Raw genomic sequence first — 19,673 nt, 5'->3', positions numbered from 1 at the left:
GATTTAAATAAAGGGGTGATTAAAGATGGCTGTTACCGGCTTCAGTGAATCGAAGGAACCGGTCCGTGTTGCAGGTCCATCCGGCTATTTCCCCGGCACTGCCGGTTTTAGTGAATTGCGGGAAAGACTGCTGGCAGTCCTGCGGGAAATCCGTGCCCTTTCCATGGAAAGAAATGTGCCTTCCCTGACCGGTTATGCCGGGGAAGTGGCTGCCAGATTAACGGCCAACCGTTTCCACCTGGTGGTTTTGGGACAGTTTAAACGGGGAAAAACCACCTTTGTGAATGCCCTTCTGGGGAAAAACCTGTTGCCGACGGCGGTGGTTCCCCTGACCTCCATTGTGACGTTACTGGAGTATGGAAAAGAACTGGATATAACGGTACATTTCCAGGACGGCCATCGGCAGAAAACAGGCGTGACCGACCTGCCCGCCTACATTACCGAGGAAGGCAACCCGGGGAATGAAAAGAAAGTGCGCCAGGTGGTGATCCATTATCCCTCCCGCTATCTGCGGAACGGGGTGGTGCTTATCGATACGCCCGGTGTGGGTTCCATTTACCGGAACAATACCGATGAAACTTACAAATACCTGCCCATGGTGGATGCGGCCATTTTCCTCTTGTCCAGCGACCAGCCCATCAGCCAGGCCGAAGTGGAGTTTCTTAACGACACCCGGCAATACGCCGCCAAAATGTTCTTCATTATGAACAAAATTGACTACCTGTCCCCGGCCGAACGCCGGGAAGCCATTGATTTTGCCCGCCGGGTGTTGAAAGAACGGGCCGGCCTGGCCGACGCGGTGGTTTACCCTCTCTCCGCCCGGCAGGCCCTGGAGGCACAGCTGGCGGGTGACGAAGAGGCCCTTGAGGCCAGCCAGCTGCCGGCCTTTACCCGGCGGTTGGAGACCTTTTTGATGGAAGAAAAGGGCCGTACCGTGCTGGAGGCCGCCGCCACCAGGGCCGATAACGCCCTGGGTGAATTAAAGCTGGGTCTGGAAATGGAGTTGCGTGCCCTGGACACACCGTTGCAGGAGTTGCAGGACAAAATCCGGCTTTTTGAAGAAATGGTAGCTTCCATGGAGCAGGAACGGCAGGATAATGCCTATATCCTGAAGGGTGAACTGGACCGGCTGCTGGAGCGGATGGAACAGGATATCGTCCGTTTTCAGGAAGAACAAAACGCAAAACTGCTGGCCGGAATGCGCTCCCTGTACCAGGAGAAGGGCAGCCGGCTATCCAACCGTCAATTGTTGCAGGCCATGGAAGATTACCTGCAAACCGAACTGCAGCAAGCCCTGGATCAGTGGCGGCCGCTGCTGGAAAAGCAGGCCGGCGAAGGGTTTACCCGCCTGGTTACCCGCTTTACCGGGCGTACCAACCAGCTGATCGCCGAAGTGGTGCGCCAGTCGGCACAATTGTTCAACCTGCCGGTACAGGGGTTCACCGGAGTGGAACCTCTGGAGAGCGAAAGCCGTCTTTATTATGTATTTGCCGAGGAACGGACCCTTTTGACCCCGGATCCGGTGAAAATTTCGTCCGTGCTGCCCCGTTTTATTTTCGGTCCCCTGCTCAAAGGGGAAATGCGGCGGCGTATCGACGTGCTGGTGGACCGCAACTGCGGGCGGGTTCGGTACGACCTTTCCGAACGCATTCTCAAAAGCCTGCAGCAGTTCCGCCGGCAGCTGGATGATAAATTTGACGCCACCATTGCCGGCACCCGGGAAATATTGCGGCGTACGCTGCAACAAAGGGAGAAAAACCAGACGGAAGTAGCGATTGCCCGGGAACGGCTGGCCGGCCAGTTGAACCGCCTGAAGGCCATTGATGATACATTATGCCGGGTAAAAATTATGCTGCAGGATGCTGCGGCAAAGCCAGGAACTGCGGCAGGTCCGACGACCAACGATTATTTAAAGGAGCAGGTTCAATGCTGAACATCATCGGTGATCAATGGACTATTAGGCGATGGGGCTCGCCATGAAACCGCCTTTACGGCTGATAGCTCCTACCAAGCACCGGATGTTTCCGGAAGGGTAGGAGCTTTTTGTTTTAACCCGGCAGGTTCCGGCTCCGTGCCTGCCGGAGAAAGGAGGTGATTTATTCCAGGAGCCTGTGTTCAAAATATCTGTTGAGGAGGGAGCTTATGTCGGAAACCATCTTTGAGTACCTGTCCGTCGCAGCGGCAATAATCGGCATCCTTTTTGCCGGCTACCTTACTTCCTGGGTGCTGCGCCGTCCCATGGGCACGCCGCGCATGCAGGAAATCTCGGCGGCCATTCAGGAAGGGGCCGGCGCCTACCTGAACCGGCAGTACCGGACTATTGCCATCGTGGGGATTATCATCGTCATCGTCCTTTTCTTCAGCCTTGGTGCGGTGACTGCCCTGGGATTCGTGGTGGGTGCCGTTTTCTCCGGACTATGTGGTTATGTGGGCATGAACGTTGCCGTGCGCAGCAACGTGCGAGTGGGGGAGGCGGCCAAGAAAGGTCTGCCCTACGCCCTGCTGGTGGCTTTCAAGGGCGGCGCAGTGACCGGCTTGATGTGCGTGAGTTTGGGGCTGCTGGGCGTAGCCGGTATGTTTACGCTCTTTCATGACCCCAACTCCCTGGTCGGCCTGGGGTTCGGCGCCAGCCTGATCAGCGTCTTTGCCCGTCTGGGCGGCGGCATTTACACCAAGAGCGCCGATGTGGGCGCAGACCTGGTGGGCAAAGTGGAAGCCGGTATCCCGGAAGATGATCCCCGCAACCCGGCGGTGATCGCCGACAACGTGGGGGATAACGTGGGAGACTGCGCCGGTATGGCCGCCGACCTTTTCGAAACCTACGCCATCACCACCATCGGCGCCATGTTGCTGGGCGAGATTTATTTCCACGGCCGGCTCATGTACATGATCTATCCCCTGGTTCTGGGCGGAATTGCCATCATTGCTACCATCATCGGTACCTATTTCGTACGCCTGTCCCAGGGGCAGGAAATAATGACCGGCCTGTACAAAGGGCTTTTCGCCTCGGCCATACTGGCGTTGATCGGGTTTTATCCGGCCACTACGTACATTTTTGGAGACAACAAGTTTTTCTGGGATGCCCTGGTGGGTGTGGTGGTCACCCTGATCATCGTGTTTATCACCGATTACTACACCTCCAAACGTTTCCGGCCGGTTAAAACCATCGCCCAGGCTTCCCAGTCCGGCCACGCCACCAACATCATCGCCGGTCTGGCAGTGGCCATGGAAGCCAGCATCTGGCCCGTGTTCACCATTGTTGCCGGAATTCTGATCTCCTATGTGATCGGCGGCGTTTACGGAGTGGGGATTGCCTGCATGGCCATGCTTTCCATGACCGGGATCGTGGTAGCCATCGACTCCTACGGACCGATTACCGATAACGCCGGCGGCATCGCTGAAATGGCTGAATTGCCCCCGGAAATCAGGGCCATCACCGACCCTCTGGATGCCGTGGGCAATACCACCAAAGCGGTGACCAAGGGCTACGCCATCGGTTCCGCCGGCCTGGTGGCCATCGTGCTCTTTTCCGCCTACACACAGGAAATTGAGCGGGTGCGGCAAGCCGCCGGCATTATAGACAAGCTTACTTTCATGGTACAGGACCCCTGGGTGCTGGCCGGACTGCTCATTGGCGGAGCGTTACCCTTTATTTTCTGTGCTCTGGCCATGGGTGCTGTGGGCAAGGCGGCCTATGAAGTGGTTAACGAGGTGCGGCGCCAGTTCCGGGAGATCCCCGGACTGATGGAGGGCAAGGCGAAGCCAGAATACGGCCGCTGCGTGGACATCGTAACCAAGCGGGCGTTGAAGGAAATGATGGCTCCCGGCATCATCCCCGTGGCCGCCCCGCTGCTGGTGGGCTTCCTGCTGGGAGCCAAGGCCCTGGGTGGCATGCTCATGGGCGTGATCATCACCGGCTTTTTCCTGGCCGTGATGCTCACCGCAGGCGGCGGTGCATGGGACAATGCCAAGAAATATATCGAGGAAGGACAGTACGGCGGCAAGGGCACGCCGGCCCACGCCGCGGCAGTTACCGGCGACACGGTGGGCGACCCTTGCAAAGATACCGCCGGTCCGGCCATCAACCCGATGATCAAGGTGGTCAATATCGTCGCTCTACTTATTGTGGGCTATGTGGCCCTGATCGTCCGGTAGGGAAATCACTGTTGGGGAAAAGAAGCGACCCTTCTTTTCCCCGGCTTTCCTCATCCCCAAATTTCCGCCACCGGCGATGGCGGGCTCCTGCAGGGTATTATATCCTGCAGGAGCGACTTTTTTAATGGGTCATAACTCAATATATAATGAGGAGTGCGGCGTGATTTGTCGGTTGCGGAAATCGAACGTGCTTTAAGGGAGCAAAAATGTCCGGTGTGCCTTGAAATAAATAACCGGGTGGAGCTCTTCTTTCGCTGGTTCGACATTGAATACTGTCACGAATTTACCATGATGGAACTGCTGGCCCGGGGAGGGTTTTGCCCCCGCCATGGAAACCGGATAGCGGAAATCGGTTCAAAGCTGGCCCGTACATACGAATACATTACCAAAGAGCGCCGGGAAAGGATGGAGGAGGTTTCTAAACTGGTCCTGGCGTTCCGGGAAAACCGGTGGCGAAAAACTTTTAACTTACTTCGGAAAAGCTATCAGAAAAAGCTGAAAAGGCTTTTGTCTTTCGAAACTTTATGTCCGGCCTGTACAACGGAACATGAGGCCCGCCAGTTCGGCGTCATGAAAATGGCGGATTTTTTGAAAGCTGAGGCTAATCGGGATCAATATAGCAATTTGCCGGCACTTTGCTGGACGCACATGAGCGACGTACTGGTCGTGTCTGAGCCGGAAGTGGCCCTTTTCCTGGCCGACTGCCACCGAAAACAGTTGGCGCGATGGGAGAAGGATTTCGCAGAGTACTTCCGCAAAATGGATTACCGGTACGCCCACGAACCGAAAGGGGGGGAACAACATGCATGGTTGAAAGCATTGAAATTTTTTACCGGGTGTACAGACAAATAAACATAAACAAATATACATAATCGTTATTGAGGCGATGGAGTTCGCCATCAATCCGCCTTTTAAGGGTTATAATGGTGGTACTTTGCGTGAGGGAGCATCCGGCGGACGGGGCGGAACAGTATAGTTACGGTCAGTATATGGTGTACTTTGCCATTGGAAAACATTATCTGTGGAAAATACAATGAAAGGTGGTTGAAAAGATGGTTATTAAAAAAGTGCATGCCCGGGAAATTCTGGATTCCCGGGGCAACCCCACCATTGAGGTGGAAGTGTTCCTGGATGACGGCAGTATTGGCCGCGCCGCCGTGCCGTCAGGTGCCTCCACCGGCTCCCGGGAGGCGCTGGAATTGCGGGACAAGGATCCGAAGCGCTTTAAAGGCAGGGGAGTACGAAAGGCCATTGCCAATGTCATGGAAATTATCGGGCCGGAACTCATCGGGTTATCGGTATTCGACCAGGAATTTATCGACCGGAAATTAATTATACTGGATGGCACGCCGGATAAAAGCGGTCTGGGTGCCAACGCCCTGCTGGGCGTTTCCATGGCCGTGGCCCGGGCGGCAGCGGTATCGCTGGATCTACCGCTTTTCCGGTATCTGGGCGGCGTTACGGCCGGAGAATTGCCTGTACCCATGATGAATGTGATCAACGGGGGCAGGCACGCCGATAACAACATCGACATCCAGGAATTCATGATCGTACCGGCCGGGGCGTCCAGTTTCTCCGAAGCTGTCAGAATGGCAGCTGAAGTTTTCCATACACTGAAAGAAGTGCTTCAAGAAAAGAACTATAGCACCAGCGTCGGGGATGAAGGCGGCTTTGCCCCCAACCTGGTGTCCAGTAAGGAAGCCATTGAAACCATTTTACATGCGGCGTCCCGTGCCGGTTATGTGCCAGGCAAGGACATTTTCCTGGCTCTTGACCCGGCGGCCAGCGAATTTTATTCGGACGGTATCTACCATTTTGAGGGTGAAGACATGACGGCATCGCAAATGGTGGAGTACTACGCAGATTTGGTGCAAAAGTACCCTATTGTTTCAATCGAAGACGGGTTGGCCGAAGACGACTGGGATGGGTGGTCAATATTGACTGAAAAACTGGGGGAACGGGTACAACTGGTAGGTGACGATATTTTTGTTACCAACCCGGCCATTTTGCAAAGGGGAATAGATAAAGGCGTTGCCAACTCTGTTTTAATCAAGCTGAACCAGATCGGTACAATCACCGAAACCCTGGCCACCATGCGTTTGGCCCGAAAAGCCGGATACACCACCGTCCTTTCTCACCGTTCCGGGGAAACCGAGGATACTTTTATCGCCGATTTTGCTGTCGGTACCCAGGTGGGCCAGATCAAAAGCGGTTCCCTGTCCCGTTCGGAGCGGGTGGCCAAGTACAACCAGCTCATGCGCATCGAAGAGACTTTAAAAGAAGCTGTTTATCCGGGCGTGGAAATGTACAGAAAATATATCCGGTAGTGCCTGCCGGTTATATTTCAGGCCATTTACAAGGGATGTGAATTCCGAAGGATGGGGCAAAAGCCAGCTGGAAAAGTTGGAGGGTGGAATGATGAACGATGAGGAACGCACTTACGATACGCGCATGTTTAAAGACACTTTTGAGTACGAATTTACCTATCTGAACGGCTTTTTGCGCAACGTGCACCGGTTTTCCGGAAGACCGGCACTTACCTGCCCGCTGCGGGGAAAAACCTGGACATACGCCGAACTTAACCGGGAAAGTAACAGGCTGGCCCATGCGCTACTGGCTGACGGAGTGGGTAAAAACGATGTGGTCATGTACCAGTTGCTTAACAGCGCGGAATTTGTTTTTCTCTATCTGGCTCCACAAAAGATTGGTGCTATCAACTGCCCCATAAATTTCCGGCTTGCCTGTGGAGAAATCGCTTACATTATTGACGACAGCAAACCGGTCGTATTCTTTTACGATGTGGAAGTTAAAAGAACGGCTGAAAAAGCACTGGCCATGGCCCGGCACAGACCCCGCCGGGTGGTTATGGTGGATCCCTGGGGTAAAGACAAGCCCTTTGCCGGTTCCATAACCTTCGAAGATTATGTTAAGAACCGGCCGGAGCATGATCCAAACATCCCCCGGCCCAAGCATATATACGATGAAACCACCAGGCTCTACACATCCGGAACCACAGGCAGGCCCAAGGGGGTGCCCATCAACAATATAAACGAGGTTCTGTCCGCCCACGACGTGATCATGCACTTCCCCCTGTCGCCTCGGGACAAAACCATGACCCAGCATGACCGTAAGCACCGCCTGCTCGGCCGGGGCCGATGCGGTGGGTACGGCGGCCATGCTTTTGCAGCAAGGGGAAGCCGATGTGATGGTCGCGGTGGGGGCGGAGTCCATTCTCTGCCCGCTGGTAATCGCCGGGCTGCACGCCGCCCGGGCCGTATCCACCCGCAACGACGCCCCGGAAAAGGCCAGCCGGCCGTTCGACCGCCGGCGGGACGGGCTGGTTATGGGGGAGGGTGCCGGCGCCCTGATCCTGGAAACCCTTTCCCACGCCCGGCACCGGAACGCCCGGATCAGGGCGGAATTGATTGGTTACGCCAACTACGGCGACGCTTATCATGTCACGGCACCTGAACCCGGCGGGCGGGGGGAAGTCCTGTGTATGCGCAAGGCCCTGGAAAAGGCCAGTCTGGCAGCCGGGGACATAGACTATATTAATGCCCACGGCACATCCACCCCATTGGGCGATCGGGTGGAAACGCTGGCCATCAAAACCGTTTTCGGTTCCCGGGCAGCGCAGATTCCCGTTAGCTCCACCAAGGGCGCTACCGGTCACCTAATGGGGGCCGGCGGCGTAACCGAGTTGATTGCCTGTGTTAAAGCCATTGAAGAAGGTATTGTGCCGCCTACCATCAACTACGAAGAGCCAGATCCGGAATGCGATCTGGACTACGTACCCAACCGGCCCCGCCGGGTGAATGTACGGGTGGCCATGTCCAATTCCTTTGGTTTCGGCGGGCAGAACGCCTGCCTGGTGGTGCGCCGGTTTGTGTAAAGTCGTCCCGGACGGTTGAACGCCATGATTAAATGCGGGGTACAGTGAAACATTTTTCGGCCGGCTTCTGAAATGTACAAAAATTTGATAATGAGTATGATAAACCTTCCGGGAACCTTTACCGGAAGGTTTATCATGATTGAACAGTCGAAAGTTTCCCGCGGGGACATGCATACCCCCCAGGTAGGGTTTGAATGAACTTTTGACCCTCAAGATCGTGATTTAATCAATTATTCTTTTCCCCGCGGCTTCCAGTATTGATTTTCTAAAATCAAGTTCATGCAGCGCCTCCCCGGCGGCCTGGCGTACCACCTGGTTCCGGTCCGCCAGGGCGCTGGTGAGTGCCTCCCTGGCCTGGTCGCCGCCCAGTTTGCCCAGGGCTTCGGCGGCGGCCAGGCGGGCCGGCAGAAAGGAACCGTGCAGCAAAGACACCAGTTGTGCCGTGGCCCGTGCGTCGCCAATTTCCCCCAGTGCCCGGGCCGTATCGGCCAGGATGTAGGGGTCGTCATCGTTGTCCTGCAAGCATTGGAGGAGGGGGAAAACTGCCGCCTTTACCTGCAGTTTTCCCAGCAGCCATGCCGACCGCCGGCGGATGGTGGGATCTTCGTGTTTGAGGGAGGCGATCAATTTTTTCACATAGCTGTCTGGAGGTTCCATGGAGTTCCCTCCTTAAAACAGGCGGGTGTCAATCGGATACCAGCGGCGCAGTAATTCGGCGGCAAATTGGTTTTCTTTTCTTTTGACCAGTTCGGCCAGTGTGTTGACGGCGGTAAGCAGCTGGATCTTCTGAGCGCTATAAGCATCCATTGACATCCCCTCCCTAAAAATTGTAGAGAAAAATAAAACTCCCGCCGCAAAAAATACGGTAGGAGTCATTAGCCGTTCGACGGCAAAGGGGCGAACTCCATCGCCTTGATCAGATTATATGTTAAAAAGTTTCCTCGGGCAAGAGGAATTAAAGTAATTTTGGGGCTTGCTAAAAAACAACAAATGTGATAAATATATTATAACAATTGTTACATGTATAATCGTAACGAATATTTAAAGGAAAGGTGGGAAAGCGATGAAACCGTCATCCAGGAAGTCCAGAGCCCTTAAGTTTGTTCTGCTGATCGGCGTCATGAGCTTTTTTGCGGACTTTACGTATGAGGCTTCGCGAGGGATAATCGGACCATATCTGGCTTTACTTGGTGCCAGTGCGTTTACGGTTGCTTTCGTTACCGGATTTGGTGAACTCCTCGGGTATGCCTGGCGCCTTGTTTCGGGGGGGCTTGCCGACAGGACCGGTAAATTTTGGCCAATTACGATCTTTGGTTATGTTATCCAGATGGCCTCGGTGCCGTTGCTTGCTCTGGCAGGGAGCTGGCAGATGGCAGCCGTGCTCATTATACTGGAGCGCTTTGGCCGGGCGACCCGTAATCCACCGCGTGATGTCATGCTCTCCCATGCCGCCAGGGAAATGGGATATGGCTGGGCCTTTGGCGTGCATGAAGCGCTTGATCAATTCGGAGCATTGTTCGGCCCGCTGGCTGCCGCGGTCGTCCTGGCCTTCCGGGGGGATTACCGGTTGGCCTTTGCCGTGTTGCTCATCCCTGCACTCGTCATGCTTTCTCTCCTGGCTGTCGCACGATTGACCTATCCCCATCCGGAGGATCTGGAAAGTACGCCTCCCAATATAGAGGCTAAGGGTCTTCCTCGTGTGTTTTGGCTTTATCTTGCGGGAGCAGTGCTTGTCGCCGCCGGATTCGCCGATTTTCCCGTTATGGCGTACCACTTCGAGAAGACGTCCATTGTCTCCCCTTCTATGATTCCGGTCTTCTACGCGGTGGCGATGGGCGTGAGTGGTGCAGGGTCCCTGCTCTTTGGACGCCTCTTTGACCGGTTTGGCATTATCATCCTGGTTCCCTTAACGATCCTCTCAGCCTTGTTTGCTCCGCTGGTGTTTCTGGGGGGCTTCTGGGCGGCACTTGTCGGGATTGCCCTCTGGGGCCTGGGCATGGGTGTCCATGAGTCAATCATCCCTGCCGCAGTGGCCTTGATGGTGCCGGTGCAAAGGCGCGCTTCGGCGTATGGCCTCTTCACGGCTGGTTATGGAATCTTCTGGTTTCTGGGGAGTGCATTGATTGGCTACCTCTATAGCGTATCGCTGCCCCTGCTCATTGCCTTCAGCCTGGTTGCCGAATCCGTTGCCATCCCACTCTTTTTCCTAGTAAGAAGACAGACTCAAAGTAAAGTTTCAGTGTGAAATGTAGTTTTAAGTTGCAATATTATATGATGGCCCCGACTGGCGGCGGTAACGGCGGCTGTATGGTCAGAAGATTTTGGGATCAGGATGGGCGGACCTCGAATTAATTTTTCAGCAGGGAAAATAGAAATAATGATGAATTTAATGTTAAGTCATTTATCACGGGGCCGGACAAGTCCCCGGCATTGTTAACAGATGAAATGGAGGTTTAGTTTATTGATCAATATCATTCTACTGGGTCTGACCAGTTTGTTTACCGACATCAGCAGCGAGATGATTTATCCACTGGTACCCATTTATCTGGTCAACCGGCTGGGGGCTACGCCGGCCATTGTGGGACTCATCGAGGGGATGGCGGAAAGCCTGGCCAGCCTGCTGAAGGTATTTTCCGGTTATTATTCCGACCGGTTTCAAAGCCGGAAAGCGCCGGCCATAGGCGGCTATGGCCTCTCGGCACTGGCGAAAATCCTGATCGTTTTTTCCACTTCCTGGACCTGGGTACTGTGGGGGAGAATCGGTGACCGTTTCGGCAAGGGGGTGCGCACCGCCCCCCGGGACGCCCTGATTGCAGAATCCTCCCCCGGGGATAGGTTGGGATGGGCATACGGTTTGCACCGCATGCTGGATACCCTGGGAGCGGCTGCGGGGGTGGTTCTGGCCTATTATTTCTTTACCTCCTATCACGGCAGCTACCATACCGTTTTTGCCTGGTCGCTGGTGCCGGCGTTCTTGGGAGTGGGCATTCTTTTTTTGGTCAAAGAAACGGGTGAAAAAAGCAGTAAGATAGGCAAGAAACTCGATCTTTCCTGGTCCGGCCTGGATTCGCGGTTAAAGAAATTTCTCGTGGTGGTCTTTATTTTCGCCCTGGGAAACTCCTCCAACCAGTTTCTCCTTTTGCGCGCCCATGACCTGGGGTTCAACACCCCGGACGTGATACTTTTATATCTGGCCTTCAACCTGGTTTACGCTGTGGTTTCCTTTCCGGCCGGCGCCCTTTCCGACCGCATTGGACGGCGGGTTTTGCTGGTGGCGGGTTACGTATTTTACGGTCTGGTCTATCTGGGCTTTGCCCTGGTCCAGCGAGGGCAGTTCCTCTGGGTGCTCTTTCCCCTGTATGGCGTCTATAATGCAGTCACCGAGGGCGTGGAAAAGGCGCTGGTGGCGGAGATCGCTCCGCCGGAGCAAAAGGCCACCTTGATCGGCCTGCACGCCACCCTGGTGGGAGTGGGGCTATTGCCGGCCTCCCTGCTGGGTGGCGCCCTGTGGAATTTTTTCGGGGCGCCGGCCACCTTTTATTTTGGCGGCATCATGGGACTGCTGGCCGCTCTGGGCGTAGCCGTGGTGCTGTCCGGGGAGAAACCGGCGTTAAGACAGGGAAGGGTATAGATCATGAAACACACCTTAGCGCAGGGTGTATCCCCAGCGGAACGCGAGGGTATGCGTGTATCGGCAGGGACATGGTCAAAGAGGTATTCAAGGAGTGTTGTCGATGCAGGAATGGCTGTTGCTCGTTTATAAAATACCTTCCGAGCCGTCCCGTTACCGGGCGGCGGTCTGGCGCCGGATCAAGTCCCTGGGGGCGGTTTACCTGCAAAACGGCGTCTGTGTCCTGCCTTACGGGCGTGACACCGAAAGACAGTTCAGGATGTTGTGGAAGGAGATCGAGGATTACGGGGGTGAGGCATTCCTGATCAGGGGAACATTGCTGGCGCCTGCAGAAGGGATAATAAAATTATTCAATATGGCCCGGGACGAAGAGTACGCGGAAATCATCGACCGCTGCGAGGATTTTTTCAAGGAAATAGAAGCTGAAACTGAAAGCCGGCATTTTACTTACGCCGAGCTGGAAGAAAATGAAGAGGATCTGGCTAAACTGGAAAAATGGTTGAAAAAGGTTATGGAAAGAGACTTTTTCCAGGCCAGCCTGGCGGAAAAAACAAAAGAATTATTACAGGAGTGCCGTACCCGGCTCGATGAATTCGCCGATATGGTTTTCACATGTGAAGATTCCATGCAAAAAAAACCTTAATTTCCCGGTAAGGCCAGACCTTAAGACTTATGGTTGGTCTGAAAAATTACCCAATAGTGTGTATAGATATCATACCCACCTTTGAGGTCGAAGACCTTACCATAATCGGATTCTGCCCGTCTTGGAACTGGTAGCGATGCAGTGGCCCGGGTTGCAAAGGCATACCCACCCGGAATAACCAAAAAATGGAGTCATGCTCAAACAGTCCCCAAAAACTTATGAAATATAGTTCAATCTCTTCGGTCGTGTAAAATTTTAAGTAGGTATCAGAAGGGGATTTAACCTTGACATGAGTTTTATCTGTGGTTATAATAACCATTGGGTGTTCGTCATGGCGATGGAGCTCGCCTCAAATGCCTGTACGGCTAATAGCTCCTACCAAAATTCGAAGCGAAGTTTTGGTAGGGGCTTTATTTGTGCCCATTTCGGGCAAGAAAGGGGGAAGTAAAGTTGAACACGTGGTTGGTGGCCAGCGCATGGGTAGGACTGGCGCTGGCGGCCGGCATGATCTCCGTGCGCACCGGCATTTCGGTGGCCATGGTGGAGATCATGGTGGGAGTGATAGGCGGCAATTTCCTGGGGCTGGCGGTAAACGAGTGGGTGAACTTCCTGGCCGGGCTGGGAGCAATCATCCTCACCTTCCTGGCCGGGGCCGAGGTGGACCCGGCGGTGCTTAAAAACAAGTTCAAGGAAAGCGCCTCCATGGGCCTGGTCTCGTTTTTGTTCCCGTTTCTGGCTACTTTTGCCTATACCTATTACGTAGCCGGCTGGAGTTTGCAGGCGGCCCAGATCGCCGGCATCGCCCTTTCCACAACTTCCGTGGCCATTGTTTATGCGGTGATGGTGGAGACCCGCCTGAATGAAACCCAGCTGGGGCAGATCATTCTGGCCGCCTGTTTCATCACCGACCTGGGCACGGTACTGGCCCTGGGGGTGCTGTTCGCCAATTACGATTACTGGATGCTGATCTTTATTGGGGCTACGGTAATTGTACTCTTCCTGATGTATAAAATCACCCCCTGGTTCCAGCACCGGTTCGGCGCCCGGGTGGGCCAGATCGAGGTCAAGTATGTGCTTTTTGCCCTTTTGCTTTTGGGCGGGCTGGCCGGCAAGGCCAACAGCGAAGCGGTGCTGCCTGCCTACCTGCTGGGCCTGGCCCTGGCCGGCTTCTTCCAGCAGGAAAAGGAATTGCTGCAGCGCATCCGGGCGGCGGCCTTTGCCTTTCTCACTCCCTTTTATTTCTTAAAGGCCGGGCTTTTTGTCTCCCTGCCGGCGGTGGGCGCGGCTCTGGGGTTGATCCTGATCCTGCTGCTGGTGAAGGTGGCCGCCAAGTTTGTCGGAGTCTGGCCCCTCACCTGGCTGTTCCGTTATTCGCCCAAAGACGGCATGTATACCACATTGCTCATGTCCACCGGCCTCACCTTCGGCACCATCTCGTCCCTCTTCGGGTTGAGCCACAACCTGATCAACCAGCAGCAATATACCATCCTGGTGACGGTGGTGATAGCCAGTGGAGTTATTCCTACCATCATCGCCCAGACCTTCTTCCGGCCGCAGGTGGTGCCGGAGGCGATGAAGGAAGCAGTTTCCATACGCAAAACACAGCCGGCAGCAACGGAAGAATAAACCTCTATAATTTTTTATCGATGAGGTGAGGCGTATGTACCGCAAAATACTGGTGGCTTACGACGGGTCGCCCCATGCCAATAAAGCCCTGACGGCGGGAATCGAGCTGGCCCGCTGCTGTGGCGGCCAGCTCCATGCAGCGGCGGCCGTACACCTGCCCGATTATGCGGGTACGGTGTCGGAAGTGGACGACATGGCTTCCGGGGCAAAGGCTTTTTACAGTGAAAAGCTGGAAAAGGCCGCGGCCAGGGCGGCGGGAAAGAACGTCCATTTAACCACTCACATCATTTACGGCCATACGGGGGAGGCCATTGTCCGTTTTGCCCGGGAAGAAAATTTTGACTTAATCATCGTTGGCTCCCATGGCTGGAGCGCCGTTCAGCGTCTGGTGATGGGCAGCGTTTCCACCTATGTGGTGCGGCACGCCCACTGCCCGGTGCTGGTGGAAAAGGGGACGGAAAATAATGGAAAATAATCGAATAGAACCACTCACTTTTTGATTCCGGTTGAAAACCGGCCAACCCCCGGAGCTAACGAACCGGTAGCAAAAATTTGTATCCGGGATACTGAAAAGGTATTGACATCCATAGCCCGGCTATGGTAGTTTATGTTTGTGAAAACAGCATACCGGTAGAGTTGAGATGAGTGGAGTTTAGCATGAGTTTAGCTGCAGTGGAGGCGAGGGCGTTTTTGTTATTACGCCGGCGTTTCATTGGAGCGCCGGCTTTTTTGCGTCTTTGAACGGAGGTACGGCTTTGATTTTCCCTGGGGAAGATGACTATTTACAACTGGCCCGCCGGTACCGGCTGGTTCCCGTCAGCGCCGAATGGGGGGCGGACATGGAGACCCCCATCTCCCTCTTCACCCGGCTGTCTGCCTTAAAGCCGGCTTTTCTGCTGGAGAGCGGGGAGGGTGGTGAAAAACTGGCCCGCTATTCCTTTATCGGCCTTGAGCCCCTGGCCATTTACCGGCATAAGGGAGTGTCGGGGCAGCTCTTCCTGCCGGAGGAATATTCCCGGGATCTAATGGCCGTTTTCCAGAACCGGGACATTATTTGCCGCCCGGCGGACGCAAGGTGTGCGTGTCTACCGGTACAGCCGGGAAAAGGGCCGTGTGCACCCTGCGGGTGTGCAAACCCGGCCGGATCCGGCACAGGGGAACACAGGCAGGGAAATATGACCATCCGGCAAAGAGATAACGCTTCCCGGATTAATTGTAAAGGCACAGAGGATCCAGGGCGGGAAAATACGGCCTGCCTGGAAATGGCCGGCAATCCCTTCACCATCGTTGAGCAGTTGATGGATTACTGGCGGGGACCGGTCCTGCCGGAACTGCCCCGCTTTTACGGCGGCGCGGTGGGTTACTTTGCCTATGATCTGGTCCGCTGGCTGGAACGGCTGCCTTCCACCACCGGGGACGACCTGAACCTGCCGGATATGGTTCTGCTGTTTACCGGTACCCTGCTGGTTATGGATCACTTAAGACATACCCTGCGGGTGGTGGTCAACACCCTGCCGGGGTCCCGGCCGGAGGTCGCCCGCCGGCGGGCGGTGGAGCGCATTGAACACATCTGGCGGCTTATTAACGGGCCGGTGAGTTCCGTGGATAGACCGGCTGACGGTTTTTACGGCAGTTTACGGGAAGGAAACGGGCCGGCGCCGGGCGGTGAAGGAGATTTCGTTACGGGCGGAGAGCCCATGAATAAAGCTGCACTGCAGGAACTGCCGTCCGGTGTCACCCGGGAGGAGTTCCAGTCCCTGGTCCGCCGGGCAAAGGAATACATCCGGCAGGGGGATATTTTACAGGTGGTTCTCTCCCAGCGGTTACAGGTGCCCTTTGCGGGGGATCCCTTCCAGGTCTACCGCCGGCTGCGCCGGATTAACCCCTCGCCATATCTTTATTACCTGGACCTGGGGGATGTGGCCATCGCCGGGTCTTCTCCGGAAATGCTCGTAAGGGTGGAAAACGGGATGGCGGAAACCCGGCCCATTGCCGGCACCCGTCCCCGGGGAGCCAGTGCCGGGGTCGACGAAGCCCTGGCGGCGGAACTGCTGGACGACCCCAAGGAGCGGGCGGAACATGTGATGCTGGTGGACCTGGGCCGCAACGACCTGGGCCGGGTGTGTAAACCGGGAACGGTGACCGTGCCCCAGTTCATGGTGGTGGAAAAATACTCCCACGTGATGCATCTGGTCTCTGCGGTGCGGGGCAACCTGGCTGAGGGACGGACCGCCTTTGACGCCCTGAAGGCCTGTTTCCCCGCCGGCACCGTGTCCGGGGCGCCCAAGGTACGGGCCATGGAAATCATCGAAGAACTGGAACCGGAAAGCCGCGGCCCATACGCCGGCGCCGTGGGTTACCTGGGCTACAACGGCAACCTGGATACAGCCATCACCATCCGCACCATTGTTTTTCACCGGGGTTACGCTTATGTGCAGGCCGGGGCGGGGATTGTGGCCGATTCTGACCCGGAAAGGGAGTACCAGGAAACCCTGAACAAGGCCCGCGCGCTCTTACAAACCCTGGCCGCCAGTGAAAACCAGGCCAGTTAACCAACCGGGTACTTGTAAATGTTCATTAAAGCAGTATGATTAATTCCCGGGGAACGGCCCGGCACTCACAGGAAACGACATTGGGGAAAGCCGGAAACGGCACCCGGCAAGTTGGAGTTTAGCACTCAACGGTCCTATGACTGCCGAATGACAATATATGACCCGGCGAACAGTAGTTTCTTCGTAAAACAAACCTTTTATTGAGTACCGGCTCCCGGGGCGCCGGCACAAACGAGCATTAGAGATGTAATAGTAACAAACTGGGTAGAAAAGTAAGAAAGCGCGATGATGGTAACGATGGCAAATCCGCAAGATGGCAAGGGGGGGTTTGATGTCTGTTGCCGCGGTTCAGAGGCCATTTCCTTTTCCTTCCGCAGAACAGCCGGTTAAACTGCTGATGATTGACAACTACGACTCCTTTACCTACAACCTGGTGCAGTATTTCGGACAACTTAACGTGACCGTGGAGGTCAGGCGCAACGACCGGGTCACCCTGGAGGAAATCCAGGAACTGCAGCCCACCCATGTGGTTATTTCCCCCGGCCCCGGCAACCCGGACAGCGCGGGTGTTTCCCTGGCCCTGGTACGTAACCTGGCCGGGAAAATACCCATCCTGGGGGTTTGCCTGGGCCACCAGACCATCGGCCAGGTCTTCGGCGGCCGGGTGGTGCGGGCCGGACGGCTGATGCACGGCAAAACCTCGGCCATCCGGCACGACGGCCGGACCATTTTTCAAGGCCTGCCGTCCCCCTTTACCGCCACCCGCTACCACTCCCTGCTGGTGGAGCGGCACACCCTGCCCGCCTGTTTGGAAATCAGCGCCTGGACGGCGGAAGGGGAAATCATGGGCCTGCGCCACCGGGAGTTTACCGTGGAAGGGGTGCAGTTCCACCCCGAGTCCATCCTCACGGAGCACGGGATGGAACTGCTGGCCAACTTCCTGCGCCTTAACGGCGGCCGGTGGACTGTGTGACAGGGGACTGTGACAGGGGACGGTTCCTTGTCACAAAAGTGTGTCAAAGAACCGTCCCCTGACACACTGCTGCACTGACACACTGACACACATTTTAGCGGAGGAGAGATGAGTAGAGATGATCAGGGAAGCAATCAACCGGGTGGTTGGTGGTGAAAACTTGAGCGAGGCCGAGGCGGAACAGGTGATGGACGAGATCATGACCGGGCAGGCCAGCCCGGCCCAGATCGCCGCCCTGCTTACGGCCATGCGCCTGAAGGGGGAAACGGTGGAGGAAATCACCGGCTTTGCCCGGACCATGCGCCGGCACGCCACCCCGGTGCGTTCCGGCCACCCGGTGCTGGTGGACACCTGCGGCACCGGCGGAGACGGGGCCAATACCTTTAACATTTCCACCGCAGCGGCCCTGGTGCTGGCCGGGGCCGGGGTGCCGGTGGCCAAACACGGCAACCGCTCCGTATCCAGCCGCTGCGGGTCGGCCGATGTGCTGGAAGCCCTGGGGGTGAACCTGGACCTGTCCCCGGCGGCCATGGCGGAATGCCTGGACCGGGTGGGCATCGCCTTTCTGTTTGCCCCGGCACTGCACAAAGCCATGAAGCATGCCGCGGGACCCCGGCGGGAAATCGGCATCCGCACGGTGTTTAACATTCTGGGCCCCTTAACCAACCCGGCGGGGGCATCGGCCCAGGTGGTGGGGGTCTACAGCGTGGATCTGGTCCCCCGGGTGGCCCGGGTGCTCTCCCGGCTGGGCGTGCGGCGGGCTTTTGTGGTTCACGGTGCCGGCGGGCTGGACGAAATTTCCCTGGCCGGGCCGGCGGTGGTGGCCGAGGTACAGGGCGAAGAAGTGCGGGAATATACCCTGGACCCGGCGGATTACGGTTTCTCCCGGTACCCGGTGCAGGCCCTGTCCGGCGGCACTCCGGAGCAGAACGCCGCCATGATCGGGGAAATACTGCAGGGAATGCCCGGACCGCAGCGGGACGCGGTAATTTTAAACGCCGCCCTGGGGCTGCTGGCGGCGGGCAGAGCCGGGGACCTTTCCAGCGCCCTGGCCACGGCTGCCGGAAGCATCGACAGCGGCGCCGCCAGGGATCGACTGGAGCACCTGGTGGCCTTCACCCGCCGGGCGGGCAGGCAGGTGGCCGGCATTTGATTCTGGACCGGATCGTGGCCCATAAAAAAGAGGAAGTGCGGAGAAGAAAGGAGCTTTATCCCCTGGCCCGGATGCTTGATCGGTGGCCCGCCCTGCCCCCCGTCCGGTCGCTGGACCGGAGCCTGCGCCGGCCCGGGGAGGTGGCCCTCATGGCCGAGATCAAGCGGGCCTCACCGTCCAAAGGCTGGATCCGTAAGGGCCTGCGGCCGGTGGAACTGGCCCGCACCTATATGCGGGCCGGGGCGGCGGCCATTTCCATACTTACCGACAACCGTTTCTTCCGGGGTCACCGGGCCTTTTTACCCCTGGTACGTCGGGAAAGCCCGCTGCCCCTGTTGCGCAAGGATTTCATCATTGATCCCTACCAGATTTACGAAGCCCGCTACCTGGGAGCCGATGCCGTTTTGCTCATTGCCGCCGTTCTGGACGACGGGCGGCTGGCCGGTTTTCAACAGCTGGCGGCGGAGCTGGGTTTAAGCGCCCTGGTAGAAGTTCATACGGCGGAGGAGTTAAAACGCGCCCTGGACGCCGGGGCCACTGTCGTCGGGATCAATAACCGGGATCTGCGCACCTTTCAAACCGACCTGTCCACCACCTGCCGCCTGCGGGAAAAAATAACCGACCCCCGGGTGCTGGTGGTCAGTGAAAGCGGCATCCACACCCGCCGGGATATGCTGGCCCTGGCGGCCTGCGGGGTGGATGCGGTCCTGGTGGGGGAAGCCCTGGTCCGGGCGTCCGACCCCGGGGAAAAGGTTAAGGAACTGCTGGGCACGGCCAACGGCCGGCCGGAACTAGTCCCTTCAGTGGCGCCCCCGGAAAATGAGCATCATGACCATGGAAACACCAAAGGCCATTAAAATCAGGCTTAAGATCGATCCGAAGAGATTGGTAAACGCAGCGATGATAAAAAGGGGTCCCAGGATGATGAAGGCGTTACGCACCCTGCAGCTGAGCATTCTCCCGCCACCTTTCACCGTTTGTCCCATTATAACACCAGAACGGGAACGGGGGAAGCACCTGCACCGGGTATCCTGATAAAGGAACAGGG

The 19,673-nt window shown here is 56.6% G+C and carries 16 protein-coding genes, 1 pseudogene and 3 riboswitches; of the genes and pseudogenes, 15 read left to right on the top strand and 2 right to left on the bottom strand.

Going from position 1 to position 19,673, the window contains the following annotated elements; genetic code table 11:
• Positions 1-25 precede the first annotated feature (25 nt).
• From GFC01_RS05020 to GFC01_RS04995, 6 genes and pseudogenes are all read left to right on the top strand, one after another.
• On the top strand, positions 26-1,933 hold the full coding sequence (locus GFC01_RS05020; protein ID WP_152945543.1) for a dynamin family protein: 1,908 nt from the start codon (positions 26-28) through the stop codon (positions 1,931-1,933).
• An 18-nt stretch (positions 1,934-1,951) separates the two neighbouring features.
• Positions 1,952-2,014: riboswitch (Fluoride riboswitch) on the top strand.
• A 128-nt stretch (positions 2,015-2,142) separates the two neighbouring features.
• A complete protein-coding gene (locus GFC01_RS05015) occupies positions 2,143-4,155 on the top strand; it encodes a sodium-translocating pyrophosphatase (RefSeq protein ID WP_152945542.1) in 2,013 nt (670 codons plus the stop codon).
• Positions 4,156-4,320: 165 nt separating this feature from the next.
• Positions 4,321-5,007: a DUF6062 family protein gene (locus GFC01_RS05010; RefSeq protein WP_152945541.1), complete on the top strand. Its 687-nt coding sequence runs from the start codon at positions 4,321-4,323 to the stop codon at positions 5,005-5,007.
• 200 nt (positions 5,008-5,207) lie between these two features.
• Positions 5,208-6,482, top strand: a complete 1,275-nt coding sequence (eno, locus tag GFC01_RS05005) for a phosphopyruvate hydratase (protein WP_152945540.1) — start codon at positions 5,208-5,210, stop codon at positions 6,480-6,482.
• A gap of 88 nt (positions 6,483-6,570) precedes the next feature.
• A pseudogene (locus tag GFC01_RS05000) lies at positions 6,571-7,218 on the top strand (AMP-binding protein); the annotation flags it as partial.
• Between the two features lie 58 nt (positions 7,219-7,276).
• Entirely contained in the window at positions 7,277-8,047 is a 771-nt protein-coding gene (locus GFC01_RS04995) for a beta-ketoacyl-[acyl-carrier-protein] synthase family protein (RefSeq protein WP_152945539.1), read from the top strand.
• Between the two features lie 222 nt (positions 8,048-8,269).
• Here GFC01_RS04995 and GFC01_RS04990 read toward each other — a convergent pair whose 3' ends face one another.
• Positions 8,270-8,704: a HEAT repeat domain-containing protein gene (locus GFC01_RS04990; RefSeq protein WP_152945538.1), complete on the bottom strand. Its 435-nt coding sequence runs from the start codon at positions 8,702-8,704 to the stop codon at positions 8,270-8,272.
• A 12-nt stretch (positions 8,705-8,716) separates the two neighbouring features.
• Positions 8,717-8,854, bottom strand: a complete 138-nt coding sequence (locus GFC01_RS04985) for a hypothetical protein (protein ID WP_152945537.1) — start codon at positions 8,852-8,854, stop codon at positions 8,717-8,719.
• 52 nt (positions 8,855-8,906) lie between these two features.
• Positions 8,907-8,968, bottom strand: a riboswitch (Fluoride riboswitch).
• A 142-nt stretch (positions 8,969-9,110) separates the two neighbouring features.
• Here GFC01_RS04985 and GFC01_RS04980 point away from each other — a divergent pair.
• From GFC01_RS04980 to trpC, 9 genes are all read left to right on the top strand, one after another.
• Entirely contained in the window at positions 9,111-10,292 is a 1,182-nt protein-coding gene (locus tag GFC01_RS04980; RefSeq protein WP_152945536.1) for an MFS transporter, read from the top strand.
• Positions 10,293-10,508: 216 nt separating this feature from the next.
• Entirely contained in the window at positions 10,509-11,678 is a 1,170-nt protein-coding gene (locus tag GFC01_RS04975; protein WP_152945535.1) for an MFS transporter, read from the top strand.
• Between the two features lie 103 nt (positions 11,679-11,781).
• On the top strand, positions 11,782-12,321 hold the full coding sequence (locus GFC01_RS04970) for a Chromate resistance protein ChrB (RefSeq protein WP_152945534.1): 540 nt from the start codon (positions 11,782-11,784) through the stop codon (positions 12,319-12,321).
• A 324-nt stretch (positions 12,322-12,645) separates the two neighbouring features.
• Positions 12,646-12,706, top strand: a riboswitch (Fluoride riboswitch).
• Between the two features lie 65 nt (positions 12,707-12,771).
• Entirely contained in the window at positions 12,772-13,947 is a 1,176-nt protein-coding gene (locus GFC01_RS04965; protein ID WP_152945533.1) for a cation:proton antiporter, read from the top strand.
• Between the two features lie 34 nt (positions 13,948-13,981).
• Positions 13,982-14,422: a universal stress protein gene (locus GFC01_RS04960; RefSeq protein WP_152945532.1), complete on the top strand. Its 441-nt coding sequence runs from the start codon at positions 13,982-13,984 to the stop codon at positions 14,420-14,422.
• Between the two features lie 280 nt (positions 14,423-14,702).
• A complete protein-coding gene (locus tag GFC01_RS04950) occupies positions 14,703-16,499 on the top strand; it encodes an anthranilate synthase component I family protein (RefSeq protein WP_243137256.1) in 1,797 nt (598 codons plus the stop codon).
• A gap of 331 nt (positions 16,500-16,830) precedes the next feature.
• Positions 16,831-17,472 (top strand): anthranilate synthase component II, encoded by a 642-nt coding sequence (locus GFC01_RS04945; protein WP_152945531.1) that lies wholly within the window; start codon positions 16,831-16,833, stop codon positions 17,470-17,472.
• A 118-nt stretch (positions 17,473-17,590) separates the two neighbouring features.
• Entirely contained in the window at positions 17,591-18,625 is a 1,035-nt protein-coding gene (trpD, locus tag GFC01_RS04940) for an anthranilate phosphoribosyltransferase (protein ID WP_152945530.1), read from the top strand.
• Positions 18,622-19,482: an indole-3-glycerol phosphate synthase TrpC gene (gene trpC / locus GFC01_RS04935; RefSeq protein WP_152945529.1), complete on the top strand. Its 861-nt coding sequence runs from the start codon at positions 18,622-18,624 to the stop codon at positions 19,480-19,482. Before trpD ends, trpC begins: the two co-directional genes overlap by 4 nt.
• Positions 19,483-19,673: the final 191 nt, after the last annotated feature.

This window comes from Desulfofundulus thermobenzoicus, assembly GCF_009428905.1.
In the GTDB taxonomy this organism is placed as follows: Bacteria; Bacillota; Desulfotomaculia; order Desulfotomaculales; family Desulfovirgulaceae; genus Desulfofundulus_A; species Desulfofundulus_A thermobenzoicus.
Note: the sequence above shows the minus strand (reverse complement) of the source record. Positions and strands in the feature narration are given on the sequence as shown.

Excerpts from the sequence above, each read along its gene's own strand:
- GFC01_RS05020 (WP_152945543.1), top strand. The coding sequence starts at position 26 with ATGGCTGTTACCGGCTTCAGTGAATCGAAGGAACCGGTCCGTGTTGCA.
- GFC01_RS05015 (WP_152945542.1), top strand. The coding sequence starts at position 2,143 with ATGTCGGAAACCATCTTTGAGTACCTGTCCGTCGCAGCGGCAATAATC.
- eno (WP_152945540.1), top strand. The coding sequence starts at position 5,208 with ATGGTTATTAAAAAAGTGCATGCCCGGGAAATTCTGGATTCCCGGGGC.
- GFC01_RS04995 (WP_152945539.1), top strand. The coding sequence starts at position 7,277 with ATGACCGTAAGCACCGCCTGCTCGGCCGGGGCCGATGCGGTGGGTACG.
- GFC01_RS04990 (WP_152945538.1), bottom strand. The coding sequence starts at position 8,704 with ATGGAACCTCCAGACAGCTATGTGAAAAAATTGATCGCCTCCCTCAAA.
- GFC01_RS04985 (WP_152945537.1), bottom strand. The coding sequence starts at position 8,854 with ATGGATGCTTATAGCGCTCAGAAGATCCAGCTGCTTACCGCCGTCAAC.
- GFC01_RS04980 (WP_152945536.1), top strand. The coding sequence starts at position 9,111 with ATGAAACCGTCATCCAGGAAGTCCAGAGCCCTTAAGTTTGTTCTGCTG.
- GFC01_RS04970 (WP_152945534.1), top strand. The coding sequence starts at position 11,782 with ATGCAGGAATGGCTGTTGCTCGTTTATAAAATACCTTCCGAGCCGTCC.
- GFC01_RS04960 (WP_152945532.1), top strand. The coding sequence starts at position 13,982 with ATGTACCGCAAAATACTGGTGGCTTACGACGGGTCGCCCCATGCCAAT.
- GFC01_RS04945 (WP_152945531.1), top strand. The coding sequence starts at position 16,831 with ATGTCTGTTGCCGCGGTTCAGAGGCCATTTCCTTTTCCTTCCGCAGAA.
- trpD (WP_152945530.1), top strand. The coding sequence starts at position 17,591 with ATGATCAGGGAAGCAATCAACCGGGTGGTTGGTGGTGAAAACTTGAGC.